This is a genomic window from Acidovorax sp. KKS102, from assembly GCF_000302535.1.
Lineage (GTDB): Bacteria > Pseudomonadota > Gammaproteobacteria > Burkholderiales > Burkholderiaceae_C > Acidovorax.
Map to the genome: position 1 here is coordinate 480,795 of NC_018708.1, position 14,424 is coordinate 495,218.

At 68.0% G+C, this 14,424-nt stretch carries 11 protein-coding genes; 4 read left to right on the top strand and 7 right to left on the bottom strand.

What is annotated here, in order from left to right:
* Positions 1-31 precede the first annotated feature (31 nt).
* A complete protein-coding gene (locus C380_RS02245) occupies positions 32-3,304 on the top strand; it encodes a carboxyl transferase domain-containing protein (protein ID WP_043565939.1) in 3,273 nt (1,090 codons plus the stop codon).
* 6 nt (positions 3,305-3,310) lie between these two features.
* Here C380_RS02245 and C380_RS02250 read toward each other — a convergent pair whose 3' ends face one another.
* Both C380_RS02250 and C380_RS02255 read right to left on the bottom strand, forming a co-directional pair.
* Complete coding sequence (locus C380_RS02250) at positions 3,311-3,922, bottom strand: LysE family translocator (protein WP_043565083.1); 612 nt, start codon at positions 3,920-3,922, stop codon at positions 3,311-3,313.
* 99 nt (positions 3,923-4,021) lie between these two features.
* Positions 4,022-4,831: an AraC family transcriptional regulator gene (locus C380_RS02255; RefSeq protein ID WP_015012265.1), complete on the bottom strand. Its 810-nt coding sequence runs from the start codon at positions 4,829-4,831 to the stop codon at positions 4,022-4,024.
* 88 nt (positions 4,832-4,919) lie between these two features.
* Here C380_RS02255 and C380_RS02260 point away from each other — a divergent pair, with 88 nt between their 5' ends.
* Positions 4,920-6,059, top strand: coding sequence for an aminotransferase class V-fold PLP-dependent enzyme (locus tag C380_RS02260; RefSeq protein ID WP_015012266.1), 1,140 nt, complete (start codon positions 4,920-4,922; stop codon positions 6,057-6,059).
* A gap of 33 nt (positions 6,060-6,092) precedes the next feature.
* Complete coding sequence (locus tag C380_RS02265) at positions 6,093-7,388, top strand: DUF445 domain-containing protein (protein WP_015012267.1); 1,296 nt, start codon at positions 6,093-6,095, stop codon at positions 7,386-7,388.
* Positions 7,389-7,448: 60 nt separating this feature from the next.
* Here the strand turns inward: C380_RS02265 and C380_RS02270 are convergent, their stop codons facing one another.
* The 5 genes from C380_RS02270 to purU form a co-directional block, all read right to left on the bottom strand.
* Positions 7,449-8,174, bottom strand: a complete 726-nt coding sequence (locus C380_RS02270) for an LrgB family protein (RefSeq protein ID WP_015012268.1) — start codon at positions 8,172-8,174, stop codon at positions 7,449-7,451.
* Complete coding sequence (locus tag C380_RS02275; protein WP_015012269.1) at positions 8,158-8,517, bottom strand: CidA/LrgA family protein; 360 nt, start codon at positions 8,515-8,517, stop codon at positions 8,158-8,160. The genes C380_RS02270 and C380_RS02275 overlap by 17 nt, the downstream gene beginning before the upstream one ends.
* Positions 8,518-8,522: 5 nt before the next feature.
* Entirely contained in the window at positions 8,523-10,022 is a 1,500-nt protein-coding gene (locus tag C380_RS02280; RefSeq protein ID WP_015012270.1) for an FAD-linked oxidase C-terminal domain-containing protein, read from the bottom strand.
* A 218-nt stretch (positions 10,023-10,240) separates the two neighbouring features.
* Positions 10,241-11,146 carry a LysR substrate-binding domain-containing protein gene (locus C380_RS02285; RefSeq protein ID WP_015012271.1) on the bottom strand — a complete coding sequence of 302 codons (906 nt, stop codon included), beginning with the start codon at positions 11,144-11,146 and terminating at the stop codon, positions 10,241-10,243.
* 13 nt (positions 11,147-11,159) lie between these two features.
* Positions 11,160-12,008: a formyltetrahydrofolate deformylase gene (gene purU / locus C380_RS02290; protein WP_015012272.1), complete on the bottom strand. Its 849-nt coding sequence runs from the start codon at positions 12,006-12,008 to the stop codon at positions 11,160-11,162.
* Positions 12,009-12,081: 73 nt separating this feature from the next.
* Here purU and C380_RS02295 point away from each other — a divergent pair, with 73 nt between their 5' ends.
* Positions 12,082-14,397: a bifunctional diguanylate cyclase/phosphodiesterase gene (locus C380_RS02295; RefSeq protein WP_015012273.1), complete on the top strand. Its 2,316-nt coding sequence runs from the start codon at positions 12,082-12,084 to the stop codon at positions 14,395-14,397.
* The last annotated feature ends 27 nt before the right edge of the window (positions 14,398-14,424 follow it).

Here is a 14,424-nt window from a genome sequence, read left to right on the forward strand (position 1 = left end):
TTAGAGCGACTGCCCCATGCCATCTTCTGTTCTGTTCACCAAAGTGCTGGTTGCCAATCGTGGCGAGATCGCACTGCGCACCGTGCGCGCCCTGCACGACCTGGGCATTGCCAGCGTGGCCGTGTATGCCGACGATGACGCCGCCAGCCCCCATGTGCACGCAGCCAGTGCGGCCGTGGCGCTGGGCGCCACCGGCCCGGCGGCGTACCTGGACGGTGCGCGCCTCATCGCCATTGCCCAGGCGCAGGGCTGCGATGCCGTGCACCCGGGCTACGGCTTCCTGAGCGAGCGGGCCGACTTTGCCGGTGCCTGCGACGAAGCGGGGCTGCGCTTCATCGGCCCCACGCCTGCGCAGCTCGCGTTGTTCGGCGACAAGGCGCAGGCCCGTGCGCTGGCGCAGCAGCACGGCGTGCCGCTCATGCCCGGCACGCAGGCGGCGGTGTCTCTGGAAGAGGCGCAGGCCTTCTTTGCGCAGCACGCCCATGCGGGCATCGTCATCAAGGCCATCGGCGGTGGCGGCGGGCGCGGCATGCGCGCGGTGGCGTCGGCCGATGACTTGCCCGCTGCCTACGCGCGCTGCCGCAGCGAGGCGCAGGCCGCCTTTGGTGTGGACGGCGTGTACGTCGAGCGCTTGATGGGCAACGCCCGCCATATCGAGGTGCAGGTGCTGGGAGACGGGCGCGAGGTGATCGCCCTGGGCGAGCGCGAATGCACGCTGCAGCGGCGCTTTCAGAAAGTGGTGGAGATCGCGCCCAGCCCCTCGCTGCCGGGCGCATTGCGTGAGCGCATCACCACGGCTGCGCTGTCCATGGCGCGCGCCGTGGATTACCAGGGCCTGGGTACCTTCGAGTTTCTGGTGGACCTGGCCAGCGCCGACCTGCCCTTTGTGTTCATCGAATGCAACCCGCGCCTGCAGGTCGAGCACACCATCACCGAAGAAGTCACTGGCGTGGACCTGGTGCAGGCGCAGATTGCGCTGGCGGCGGGCCGCAGGCTGCGGGACATCGGTCTCGACCCTGCTGCGCCGCCCACCGTGTTGGGCTTTGCGGTTCAGTGGCGCATCAACGCCGAAACGCTGGACGCGCAGGGCAACGCCACCCCTGGCAGCGGCACGCTGCACCGTTTCGATCTGCCCGCAGGCCCAGGCGTGCGCGTGGACACACACGGCGCTGCAGGCGCCACGCCATCGCCGCACTACGACACGCTGCTGGCCAAGCTCATCGTGCACACGCGCAGCCCGCGTTTTGCCGACGCACTGCGCCGCTCGCAGCGCGCGCTGGCCGAGTGCCGCATCGACGGCGTGGCCACCAATCTGGCGCTGCTGCAGGCGCTGGCTGCGCGGCAAGAAATGGAGAGCCAACAGGTGCACACGCGCTGGCTAGAGTCGGTACTGCCAGAGCTTCTGGTTGCTACTAAAGATATAGCTAATAAGGCATATCCGACTAGCGCTATAGGGCAAAAAGACCAGAAGATCGCCTCTGACGCACCCGAAGGCGCCGTGCTGGCCCCCATGCCCGCCCGCCTCGTGCAGCTGAGCGTGGCTGAGGGCGATGTGGTCGCCGCAGGCGCCGAACTGGCTGTGCTCGAAGCCATGAAGATGGAGCATGTGCTGCTGGCGCCCCATGCGGGCCGCGTGGGCTCATTGTTGGCTGTGGCTGGCGGCTACGTCGTGCAGGGCCAGCCACTGCTGGTGCTGGAGGCCGTGGACGATGCGGCCGATGTGAGCGTGCAGGGCAGCGCTGCACATGACCCCGACCACATCCGCGCCGACCTGCAACGCGTGATCGACCGCCACGCCTTCACGCTCGATGCCGCACGGCCCGAAGCCATCGCCAAGCGCCACGCGCAAGGCGGCCGCACCGCGCGCGAGAACATTGCCGACCTGTGCGACGACGGCAGCTTCATCGAATACGGCGCCCTGGCCATCGCCGCGCAGGCGCGCCGCCGCAGCAAGGAGGACCTGATTGCCAACACGCCCGCCGATGGGATGGTCACGGGAATTGGCGGCATCAACGGTGCCCTGTTTGGCGACGAGAAGTCCCGCGCCGTGGTCATGTCGTACGACGCCACCGTGCTCGCGGGCACCCAGGGCGCACGCAACCACGCCAAGACCGACCGCATGCTCGGCATCGCCCTCGCGCAGAAGCTGCCCGTGGTGCTGTTCGCCGAAGGCGGCGGTGGCCGCCCGGGCGACACCGACATGCCCGTGGTGGCCGGCCTGCATGTGCACACGTTTGCCAGCTACGCCGCGCTGTCGGGCCAGGTGCCGGTGGTCGGCATCGCGGCAGGGCGGTGTTTTGCGGGCAATGCCGCGCTGCTGGGCTGCAGCGACGTGATCATCGCCACACGCGCCAGCAACATCGGCATGGGCGGCCCGGCCATGATCGAAGGCGGCGGCCTGGGTGTCTTCAAACCCGAGCAGATCGGCCCAAGCCGCGTGCAGCATGCCAATGGCGTGATCGACGTGCTGGTCGATGACGAAGCCGGGGCGGTGCAGGCAGCGCGCCACTACCTGTCGTTCTTCCAGGGCCGCACATCGGAGTGGTCTGCACCCGACCAACGCCTGATGCGCGCCGTGGTGCCCGAGAACCGCTTGCGCGTGTACGACACCCGCACTGCCATGGCCGGCCTGGTGGACGACGGCAGCCTGCTGCCGCTGCGCACCGGCTTCGGCGTCGGCATCCACACCGCGCTGGCCCGCATCGAAGGCCGTCCCGTGGGCATCCTGGCCAACAACCCGCTGCACCTGGGCGGCGCCATCGACGCCGACGCGGCCGACAAAGGCGCGCGCTTCATGCAGCTGTGCAACGCGCACGGCCTGCCCATCGTGAGCCTGGTGGACACGCCCGGCTTCATGGTCGGCCCCGAGGTCGAAGCCACGGCCCAGGTACGCCACGTGAGCCGCCTGTTCGTTACCGCCGCCAGCCTGCGCGTGCCCACCTTCAGCGTGGTGCTGCGCAAAGGTTACGGCCTGGGCGCCATGGGCATGGCGGCCGGGGGCTTTCATGCACCCGTCTTCACCGTGGCCTGGCCCACGGGCGAGTTCGGCGCCATGGGCCTGGAGGGCGCCGTGCGCCTGGGCTTTCGCAAGGAGCTGGAAGCGCTGCCCGAAGGCGCGGAGCGCGACGCGCTGTTCGCCAAGCTGCTGGCCCGGTCGTACGCCCACGGCGAGGCGCTGCACATGGCCGCCACGCTGGAGATCGATGCAGTGATCGACCCGGCGGATACGCGGGCGTGGCTGGCGCGGGGGCTGGCGTCGGCCAAGGTGGGCCCGATGGGGCCGCAGTTCATCGACACCTGGTGAACCCCTTCATCGCTGCATCAGCGCGAGCTTGCCTCCCAGCCCCACAAACGCCGCGGCAAAGCCGCGCCGCAGCCACACCAGCACGCTCGGGCGCTGCAGCACCTGGTCGCGAAAGCGTGCGGCAAAGACGCCGTAGGCCAGGAACACCGCGAACGTCATCGCCATGAACACCAGCGACAGCTGCGCCATGCGCAGGGCGGGCTGCGTTTCGCCTGGTGCGATGAACTGCGGCAGGAATGTGAGGAAAAACAGCGACAGCTTGGGGTTGAGCAGGTTGACGAGCATCGCCTCGGCGATGCGTCCCCCGGTGGAGCGCGCGGGCGCGTCGGCGCGCACCTCCAGCGCGGCAGGGGAGCGCCAGGTGGCCCAGCCCATGTACAGCAGGTAGGCCACCCCCGCGTAGCGCAGAACCTCGAAGGCGGTGGCGCTGGCATGGAGCAGCGCGGCCAGGCCGGTGACTGCGGCCAGCAGGTGCGGCACGATGCCCAGCGTGCACCCCAGGGCCGTGACGGCCGCAGCCCGCGCGCCGCCCGACAGCCCGGCCGCCACGGTCAGCAGGGCGCCCGGACTGGGCGAGATGACGACGACGAGGGAAGTGATGAGGAATTCGATGCCCATGGCGCTTTGAAGCCGCACAGCGGCGGCATGCAGTGGAGTGGAGAAGTCCGCAGCATCGCCGCACGCGCGATCCCGCGTCTTGAACAAAATTGCAGCGCCTCAGCGGTGGGCGCGCAGGTAGGCGTGGGGCGTGGTGCCGAAGCTGCGCGCGAACAGACGTGTGAGGTGGCTCTGGTCGGCAAAGCCGCTGGCGGCGGCCACCTCGGCCAGGGGCGTGCCGACGCGCATGAGCCGCCGCGCGTGGTGCAACCGGCGCTGCACCAGGTAGGCGTGCGGCGTGAGTCCCGTGGCCTGTGCGAACTGCCGCACCAGCTGGTAGCGGCTCAGCCCGGCCTCGCGGGCCAGCTCGGCAAGGCTCCAGGCCATGGTCGGGTCGTCGTCCACCATGGCGCGGGCGTTGGCAATGGACGCGGCGATGTGCCTGCCCTTGCCCGGCGGGCGCAGCAGGCCCGCCAGAATCTGGAGCAGGCATTCCTCGACCTGCAGCGGCGCGGCCGCGTGGCGGGGGTGCCGTGTGGCGGCCGCAAACAGCGCACGGACCTGCGCGGCAAGCCGCGCATCGCGCAGGTTGGGCGCGTGGAATTCGAAGCCTGCGCCGGGCGTGCTGGGGCGCACCTCGGCCGCCAGACCGGCCACCAGGGCGGGCTCCAGGTACAGCATGCGCCAGGCGCGGCCGCCTTCGCCCAGGGGCTTGCCGTCGTGGACCTCGCCAGGGTTGACCGTGATGGTGTCGCCGGGGAGTGACTCCACCATGCCCCGGCCGCTGAACGATTTCTGCGCCCCCCGGTCGATCACGCCCAGGCCGAACTGCAGGTGCATGTGCCTGCCGAAGGCGAAGTGCGAGTCCGCCTGCATCGCATCGATGCCAGGCAGTGCGGTGGGCAGAAACTGGAAGGGTTTTGGCGGCATGGCGCAGCGACCAATGGAGGTGCGGGGCCATGATAAGCTGGTCCGATCGCCTTGTTTCTTCCCCCAGTTTCACACGCGGAGACCCACCATGCCCGGCCTTTTGCCCGATATCGACCCCGATGGTCTGCTCGAATTTTCGGTGGTCTACACCGACCGCGCGCTCAACCACATGTCCAAGCGCTTTACCGGCGTGATGCAGGACATTCTGGGCACGCTCAAAGAGGTCTACCACGCCCACACCGCCGTGCTGGTGCCCGGCAGCGGCACCTTCGGCATGGAGGCTGTAGCGCGCCAGTTTGCCAACAAGGAAAAGGTGCTCATCGTGCGCAACGGCTGGTTCAGCTACCGCTGGACGCAGATCTTTGATGCCGACAAGGGCCTGGGCGGTGGCTCCGTGGTGTGCAAGGCGCGCCAGCAGGGCAGCGGCCCGCAGGCACCCTGGGCGCCATGCCCGGCGGACGAAGTCGCAGCCACCATTCGCGCCGAAAAGCCCAAGGTCGTGTTCGCCCCGCATGTGGAAACGGCCAGCGGCATCATCCTGTCTGACGACTACCTTCGCACGCTGACAGCGGCTGCCCACGAGGTGGGCGCGCTGTTTGTGCTGGACTGCGTAGCGTCGGGCGCCATGTGGGTGGACATGCAGGCCACGGGGGTGGACGTGCTCATCAGCGCCCCTCAAAAGGGCTGGAGCGGCTCGCCCTGCTGCGCCATGGTGATGCTGAGTGAACGCGCACGCCAGGCCATCGAGGGCACGACGAGCAGCAGCTTCTCGTGCGACCTCAAGAAGTGGATGCAGATCGCCGAGGGCTACGAAAAGGGCCAGCACGCGTACCACACCACCATGCCCACCGATGCACTGGTGCGCCTGCGCGACGTGATGGCCGAGACACGTGCCTATGGCTTTGCCAAGGTGCGCGAAGAGCAGATCGAACTGGGCGCCAAGGTGCGTGCGCTGCTGGAGTCGCGCGGCTTCCCCAGCGTGGCGGCCGAGGGCTTCAAGGCCCCCGGCGTGGTGGTGAGCTACACCACCGACCCCGGCATCCAGAACGGCAAGAAGTTCCTCGAAGTCGGTTTGCAGACCGCTGCGGGTGTGCCGCTGCAGTGCGATGAAGGGCCGGACTTCAAGACCTTCCGTATCGGCCTGTTCGGCCTGGAGAAGTGGCACAACGTGGACCGCACGGTGGGCCATCTGTCGAAGGCGCTGGACCAGATTGCGGCGGCTGCCTGACGGGTTGCACGCCAGGGCAGTGGGCGGGCCCGGATGAAGCCAGAGGCTGACAGCGCAACCCTCGCCCTGCGGCGTGCCAAACGGCAGGCGCTGGGCCTGCTGTTGCTGGTCACGGCTGTGTTCATTGCCACCAGCGTGGTCGAGCGGGGCCTGTGGCTCAACGCCGTGAAAGCCATGGCCGAGGCCGCCATGGTGGGCGCGTTGGCCGACTGGTTTGCGGTGGTGGCGCTGTTTCGCCGACCGCTGGGCCTGCCCATTCCGCACACAGCGGTCATCGCGCGCAACCAGGCGCGCATCGGCCGCAACCTGGCCACCTTTGTGCGCGACAAGTTCTTGGACGTGCCTTCGCTCGTGTCGCTGATCCGCAGACACGACCCGGCCGAGCGGCTGGCGCAGTGGCTTACCGCGCCCGGCAGCGCCGCGCTGCTCGGGCACCAGGCCACGCGCCTGGCATCGGCTGCGCTGGAGACGGTGCAGGACGCGCAGGTGGAGCGCTTCATCCACAAGGCCGCGCGTGCCTTGATCGGGCAGGTGGACATGTCGCGTGCGTTGGCAGCGGTGCTCGACACCCTGACCCACAACGGTCGTCACCAGGCGCTGCTGGACGACGTGCTGGCCAAGCTCATCGAACTGCTGCAGAACGAGCAGACCCGTACCTGGGTCGCGCAGTCCATCGTGGCCTGGCTCAAGAAGGACCATCCGCGCACCGAGAAATTCCTGCCCAGCGACTGGCTGGGCGACAAGGGCTCGGCGCTGCTGGCCCGCGCGCTGGAGAGCCTGATGGCCGATGTGGCCGCCAACCCGCAGCATGCCTTGCGCGCGCAGTTTGATACCGCTGTGCAGCGCTTTATCGAGCGCCTGCGCAGTGACCCGGAATGGGCGCGCAAGGGCGAGGAGATCCGCACCTGGCTGCAGACCGATGCCACCGTGGGTGGCTATGTGCAGACCTTGTGGCTGGACCTGCGTGGTGCGTTGCAGCGCGATCTGGCCGACGCTGACTCCGTGCTGGCTCGGCAGGTGAGCAAGCTGGGGCTGTGGTTGGGGGAGTCTTTAGCGGGGGATGCGGCGCTCAGGCAGTCGTTCAATGACCGGCTTGAGCGTTGGGTGGAGGGGCTGGCGCCGGATGTGTCGGCGTTCATTGCGCAGCACATTGAGGATACGGTGCGGCGCTGGGATGCGGAGGAGATGACGCAGCTGATCGAGCTGAACATCGGCAAGGACCTGCAGTACATCCGCATCAATGGCACCGTGGTGGGCGGGCTCATCGGGCTGCTGCTGTTCGGCGTGTCGCATGTGGGGGCCATGGGGCGGGCTTTGTGGGGCGGGTGAGGGCCGCTGAGCGCTGCGCTGCGTAGCGCGGGACGGGAGGCGATGCCCCCGCCACACCCCTCACAACAAACGGAACACCAGAGGCATCAGCACCGCCGCCAGCACCACCTGCAACCCCAGCGCCAGCCCTGCATACGCCCCGGCCTCCGCATGTACCTGCAGCGCATGTGCCGCCCCGATGCCGTGCGACGCAGTGCCCAGTGCAAAGCCTCGCAGCGCCATGCCTTGCGCGTCGGTGGGCAGGCGCATCAAGCCGAACAACCAGCGTGCAGACAGCGCCCCCACCATGCCCGTCAAGGCCGCGAACACGGCGGCCAGGGCGGGCACGCCGCCAACCTGTGCGGCAATGCCCATCGCGACCGGGGCGGTGACAGATTTGGGGGCCAGCGACATCAGCACATCACCGGGCAGGCCCAGCACCCAGCCCAGGCCCACAGCACTGGCGGCCGCTGCGCTGCCACCCGCCAGCGAGGCCAGCACCAGCCGGCCCCAACGTGAGCGCAGGGCCGCACGGCGCTGCCACAGGGGCCAGCCCAGTGCCACCACCGCAGGGCCCAGCAAGAAGTGGATGAACTGCGCACCCGCAAAGTACGTGGGGTAGGCCGTGCCCGTGGCCAGCATCACACTGGCCAGAATGACCACCGACACCATCACCGGATTGGCCCAGGGTGCGTGGCCGGAGCGCACCGACAGTGCCTGCGCCAGCACATACACCGCCAGCGTGGCCGTCAGCCCGAACAGCGGGGCCGAGGCCAGGTACACCCACAGCTCAACGAAGTTCGCCATGGTCCTCCTTGGGCTGCAGAAGACGCAGCACCTGCGCCGTCACCGCCATGCCCATCCAGGTGGACAGCACGATCACCCCCACCAGCTGCAGGCCATAGGTGCTCAGCAACGCCAGGTGGGTCATCACCCCCACGCCCACCGGCACAAACAGCAGCGACAGGTGCTGGAGCAAGAAGCCCGCCGCTGGGGCCACGGAATCCTGCACCGGCTGCCAGCGCAGCGCGAGCAAGAGCAGCACCATGCCGACGACCGGCCCAGGCACCGGGAGCTTTAAAAAGTGGGACAGTGCCTCGCCCCCTGACTGCATGAGCAGAAGAAAAGCCAGTCCTTGCAGCGCCTTCATGGCGGTCAGAAACGTGGCAGATCGGGGTGCTTGATCTGCCCCCCGCGCACCAGCATCTTCCCGTACTCCGCACACCGGTTCAGCGTCGGAATCACCTTGCCGGGGTTCAACAACCCCGCCGGATCAAACGCGTGTTTGAGCCCGAACATCTGTGCGTTCTCCGCCGCAGAAAACTGCACGCACATGCTGTTGAGCTTCTCCACGCCCACGCCATGTTCGCCCGTCACCGTGCCGCCCATGGCCACGCTGGTTTCCAGGATGTCGGCGCCAAACAGCTCGCAGCGGTGCAGCTGGTCGGCATCGTTCGCATCGAACAGGATCAGCGGGTGCAGGTTGCCGTCGCCCGCGTGGAACACGTTGGCGCAGCGCAGCTGGTATTTCTTTTCCATTTCCTGGATGGCGAGCAGGATGTCGGCCAGGCGCTTGCGCGGGATGGTGGAGTCCATGCACATGTAGTCGGGGCTGATGCGGCCGCTGGCGGGGAAGGCGTTTTTGCGGCCGCTCCAGAAGCGCAGGCGCTCTGCTTCGTCGTTGCTGACCGAAATGGCGGTGGCGCCTGCAGCGCGCAGCACGTCGCTCATGCGGCCGATTTCTTCTTCCACCTCTTCGGGCGTGCCGTCGCTTTCGCACAGCAGGATGGCTTCGGCGGTGAGGTCGTAGCCTGCGTGCACAAAGTCTTCCACGGCGGCGGTCATGGGCTTGTCCATCATCTCCAGGCCCGCGGGGATGATGCCGGCGGCGATGACGGCGGCCACCGCGTCGCCCGCTTTGCGCACGTCGTCAAAGCTGGCCATGATGCAGCGCGCGAGCATCGGCTTGGGGATGAGTTTGACGGTCACTTCGGTGGTCACGGCCAGCATGCCTTCGCTGCCGATCACGGCGGCCAGCAGGTCGTAGCCGGGGGCATCGAGCGCCTCGCTGCCAAATTCAACGGGATCGCCTTCCACCGTGAAGCCCTTCACCTTGAGCACGTTGTGCACGGTAAGGCCGTATTTGAGGCAGTGCACGCCGCCCGAGTTCTCGGCCACGTTACCGCCGATGGTGCAGGCGATCTGGCTGCTGGGGTCGGGGGCGTAGTAGAGGTTGTAAGGTGCCGCAGCCTCGCTGATGGCCAGGTTGCGCACGCCGCACTGCACCACGGCCGTGCGGCTTTCGGGGTTGATGTCGAGGATGCGGTTGAACTTGGCCAGCGACATCGTCACGCCCAGGGTGTGCGGCATGGCCCCGCCCGACAGGCCCGTGCCCGCGCCGCGCGCCACCACGGGCACCTGCAGCCGGTGGCACACCTGCAGCACGGCCTGCACCTCATCGTATGTCTCGGGCAGGCACACCACCAGCGGGCGCTGGCGGTAGGCGGTGAGGCCGTCGCATTCGTACGGCGTGGTGTCTTCGCTGTGCCAGAGCAGGGCGTGGGCGGGCAAAACGCGGCCCAGGGCCTGGACAACCTCGGCCTGGCGCGCGACGCGTTCGGACAGGGCTACGGTGGGGTCGGCGGCAGTGTTCATGGCTGTCACTGTAGGGGATGGCTGGGGGCCCGGGCTTGAGTTTTTCTTCAGGGGATTGTGAAAAACACCGGATTGCTCACCAATTGATAGCTGCTGGTGCATGTTGAGCAAGCGCTAGAGGCAAATTTGCCTGAACCTGATGGAGGCGGGCGCGGCTCGGGCGAGGGCGGCCGAGAGAAGGGGGAAGTCGCCCAAGGCGACTCAGGGGGATGCCTCTACTACGCCATGGTTTTGCGCAGCCATTCGGCAAACGCCGCGCATTCCCACCGGTCCATGGTGCCCGTGCGCCAGCACAGGTAGTGCGCGTGGGGGCTGGCGGTGTCGGTGTCAAACAGGCGCACTAGAGTGCCGTTCTCCAGCCAGGGCGCGCCCAGCTTCAGGCGTACCAGCGCCACGCCCATGCCGGCAGCAGCGCCGTCGCACATCAGGCCGATGTCGTTGAACTGCGAGCCCTCGCTGGGCTCAGCCCAGTCGAGACCCGTGGCGGCAAACCAGGTGCGCCAGGGCTCTAGCGGGCTGCGCAGCAGGGGCACGCCCTCCAGGTCTTCGGGGCGCTCGAACGGGCCATGCTCGCGCACGAAGGCGGGCGAGGCCAGGGGGGTGACCACGTCGCGCGCAATTTCCACGTGTTCCACATCGGCATAGTGGCCGGGGCCAAAGCGCACCATCAGGTCGGCGTCCTCGGCCACCACGTCCAGCAGCGGGATGGAGACTTGCAGCGCCAGGTCGATCTCGGGGTACGCCTCGGTGAACTGCCGCAGGCGGGGGATGAGGATGGTGCGCGCAAACGTGGGCGTGACGGCCAGCTTGAGCCGCCGCCGCCCGGGCGCAGCCGCCTGGCCCGGAAAGCGCTGCAGCGCGCCCAGCCCCTCGCGCACATGGGCCAGGTAGGCGCTGCCCTCGGTGGTCAGCGAAAAGTCGGCCCGGCCAAACAGCCGTACCCCCAGGATCTGCTCCAGCTGCTTGACCCGGTGGCTCACGGCGCTGGGCGTCACGCACAGCTCGTCGGCCGTCTGCGTCACGCTGCGCAGGCGGGCCAGGGCCTCGAATGTCAGCAGGCACTGGATGGGCGGAATGCGCCGTGCGGCGCTGCTGAGGAAAGAGGACGGAGCTGCCGTGGCCATGGGACGAAGCGATCTAGCGGAAGATCACCGTCTTGTGACCGTTCAGGATCACGCGGTGCTCGCTGTGCCACTTCACGGCGCGGGCCAGCACCTGGCTTTCGGTGTCGCGGCCACGGGCGGTGAGGTCTTCCACGGTGTCGGTGTGGTCCGCACGGGCCACGTCCTGCTCGATGATCGGGCCTTCGTCCAGGTCGGCCGTTACGTAGTGGGCCGTGGCGCCGATCAGCTTCACGCCCCGGTCATGCGCCTGGTAGTACGGTTTGGCGCCCTTGAAGCTGGGCAGGAAGCTGTGGTGGATGTTGATCGCCCGACCGGCCAACTTTTGACATAGGTCAAGAGAAAGGATCTGCATGTAACGGGCCAATACCACCAATTCGGCCCCTTCGCCCTCGATAATCTCAAACTGTTTGGCTTCGGCCTGGGCTTTGGTGCTGCCGGTCACCGGGATATGGTGGAAGGGGACGTTGTAGCTGGCCGCCAGCTGGTAGAAGTCGCGGTGGTTGCTGATGATGGCGCGGATGTCGATGGGCAGCAGGCCACTCTTCCAGCGGAACAGCAGGTCGTTGAGGCAGTGGCCTTCCTTGCTGACCATGAGCACGGTTTTCATGGGGGCTGCCGTGGCGTGCAGACTCCAGTGCATGTTGTAGGGCTCGGCAAAGCTGGCCAGGCGCGCTTTGAGGGTGGGGTGGTCGTGCTGGTCGCAGGCAAACTGCACCCGCATGAAGAACAGGCCCGTGGCGTGGTCGTTGTACTGCGCGGCTTCTTCGATGTTGCCGCCGTGCTCCAGCAGGAAGCCCGAGACGGCGTGCACCAGCCCCAGGCGGTCGGGGCAGGACAGGGTAAGGATGTAGGCGTTGGTCATAGCTGTGCAATTGTCGCAGCAAGGGCCATGGGCCGTGAAACCGTGGAAATCAACAAGGAGTGCAAGAAGCGCAATGGGCAACGAGGGCTATGCCTCATCACTGGTCCCCTGGCGGGGCATGCTGCTGTACCTGGTGCTGGGGGTGGCCTGGGTGTTTGCGGGCGATGCGTTGCTGGCCCACTGGGTGACCGACCCGGCCCTGTTGACCCGTTTCCAGACCTGGAAGGGCTGGGGCTATGTGGCGCTGACCAGCGGCCTGGCCTGGTGGCTGCTGCGGCGCATGCGCCGCGCCGAAAAGGTGCGCATGGCCATGGCGCAGGAGCTGACGCAGATCGTGCGCCATGCGCCCGCCGGTTTTGCGCGGGTGGCGCTGGATGGCAGATTCTTATGGGCCAACACCCGCCTGTGTGACCTGCTGGGCGCTGAGCCCGTGCAGACGCTGAGCCTCAATTTCCGCGATGTGATGATCGCCCAGGACCCCGACTGGGCAGCGTCGCAGCTGGAGCGCCTGCTGGCCGGCGAGATCGACCACTATGTGGGCGAGCGCCACTGCCTGCGGCTGGACAACGGCCGCCGGGTGCCCGTGCTTTGTACCGTGACGCTGGCGCCCGAAGTGGGCGATGAGCCCGCGCACCTGGTGTGCGTGGTGCAGGATCTCGACGAGATCAAGGCCGCGCGCGCCGCGCTGCAGCGCAGCGAGGCCCGCCAGCGCCTGGCCGCCACGGTGGTGGACAACACCATGGAGGGCGTGGTGGTGACCGATGCCCACAGCCGCATCCTGTCGGTCAACGCTGCGTTCACCCGGCTGCTGGGCTACACCGAGGAGGAGCTGCTGGGCAAGACCCCGCGCGTCTTCAAGTCGGGCCGCCACGACAAGGCGTTCTATGAGGCCATGTGGGCGCAAGTGACCGACACAGGCTACTGGCAGGGCGAGATCTGGAACCGTCGCAAGAACGGCGAAATCTTTCCGGAGCACATGTCGCTGTCGGCCGTGCGCGACCCGGCGGGTGAGATCACGCACTACGTGTGCATGTTCACCGACATCTCCGAAGAAAAGGCCCAGCAGCGGCAGCTGGAATACCTGGCGCACAACGACCCGCTCACCGGCCTGTCCAACCGTACTTGGTTCGGGCACCAGCTGGAGCTGGCGGTGCAGGAGGCCCAGGGCAGCGGCGAGCACATTGCGGTGCTGCTGCTCAACCTGGACCGCTTCAAGGATGTGAACGATAGCTATGGTCACGCCACGGGCGACGAGGTGCTCAAGCACATTGCGCGTCAGGTGCAGTCCGCCCTGCGGCCCGGGGATGTGCTGGGGCGCATGGCGGGCGACGAGCTGGCGGTGGTGGCGCGCAACCTGCGCCATGCCGACGGTGCGGCCGCCGTGGCGCGCCACCTGATCCGCGCGGTGGCCGAGCCCTGGCGTTCGCCCGACGGGCTGGAGGTGGTGGCGGGCGTGAGCGTGGGCATCTGCATGTTCCCTGAGCACGCTGGTACCACCGAGCTGCTGCTGCAGGGCGCCCACGCGGCGGTGTACGGTGCCAAGGCGCGCGGCCGGGGCGCCTGGTGCTTCTTCCACGAAGCCATGACCCAGGCGGCCCGCGAGCGGCTGGAGCTGGAATCGCGCTTGCGTCTGGCACTGGCCCAGGGCCACCTGCAGATGTACTACCAGCCCCAGATCGACATCGCCACCGGGCGCATCCAGGGCGCCGAGGCGCTGGTGCGCTGGAACGACCCGCAGGAGGGACTGATCTCGCCCGCGCGCTTCATCCCGGTGGCGGAGACCTCGGGTGTGATCGGTCCGCTGGGCGAATGGGTGGTGCGCGAGGTTTGCCGTCAGGGCCAGCAGTGGCGCGATGCAGGCCTGCCCGAATTGACCCTGGCGCTGAATGTGTCGCCGCGCCAGTTCCACCTGACCGATTTGGCCGGTTGCACAGCGGCGGCGTTGCAGACCAGCGGCTTCCCGGCGGCGCTGCTGGAGCTGGAGATCACTGAAAGTGCGCTGGCCGAGCGCACCGAAGAGGCCCGCCAGGTGCTGGTGCGCCTGCGCGAGCTGGGGGTGCGCATCGCGGTGGACGACTTTGGCACCGGCTATTCGTCGCTCGCACAGCTCAAGCGGTTTCCCATCGATGTGCTCAAGATCGACCAGGGCTTCATCCGCGACATCCCACAGAGCGAGGACGACATGGCCATCAGCGCCGCCATCATTGCCATGGGGCACAGCATGGGCCTGTCGGTACTGGCCGAGGGCGTGGAGACCGAGGGCCAGCTGGCCTTCCTGCGCGAGCGGGGCTGCGATTCCTACCAGGGTTACCTGTGCAGCCGCCCTGTGCCTGCGGACGAGTTCGTGGCGTTGCTGCGGGCACAGGCCGAGCCCGCCGCCACCGAGTAGGGCTGACGGTGCGGACTTAGATCAGTC

Bases quoted from the DNA above. Each gene is read 5' to 3' on its own strand.
- C380_RS02295 (WP_015012273.1), top strand. From the start codon at position 12,082: ATGGGCAACGAGGGCTATGCCTCATCACTGGTCCCCTGGCGGGGCATG.
- purU (WP_015012272.1), bottom strand. From the start codon at position 12,008: ATGACCAACGCCTACATCCTTACCCTGTCCTGCCCCGACCGCCTGGGG.
- C380_RS02250 (WP_043565083.1), bottom strand. From the start codon at position 3,922: ATGGGCATCGAATTCCTCATCACTTCCCTCGTCGTCGTCATCTCGCCC.
- C380_RS02265 (WP_015012267.1), top strand. From the start codon at position 6,093: ATGAAGCCAGAGGCTGACAGCGCAACCCTCGCCCTGCGGCGTGCCAAA.
- C380_RS02285 (WP_015012271.1), bottom strand. From the start codon at position 11,146: ATGGCCACGGCAGCTCCGTCCTCTTTCCTCAGCAGCGCCGCACGGCGC.
- C380_RS02270 (WP_015012268.1), bottom strand. From the start codon at position 8,174: ATGGCGAACTTCGTTGAGCTGTGGGTGTACCTGGCCTCGGCCCCGCTG.
- C380_RS02255 (WP_015012265.1), bottom strand. From the start codon at position 4,831: ATGCCGCCAAAACCCTTCCAGTTTCTGCCCACCGCACTGCCTGGCATC.
- C380_RS02260 (WP_015012266.1), top strand. From the start codon at position 4,920: ATGCCCGGCCTTTTGCCCGATATCGACCCCGATGGTCTGCTCGAATTT.
- C380_RS02280 (WP_015012270.1), bottom strand. From the start codon at position 10,022: ATGAACACTGCCGCCGACCCCACCGTAGCCCTGTCCGAACGCGTCGCG.
- C380_RS02275 (WP_015012269.1), bottom strand. From the start codon at position 8,517: ATGAAGGCGCTGCAAGGACTGGCTTTTCTTCTGCTCATGCAGTCAGGG.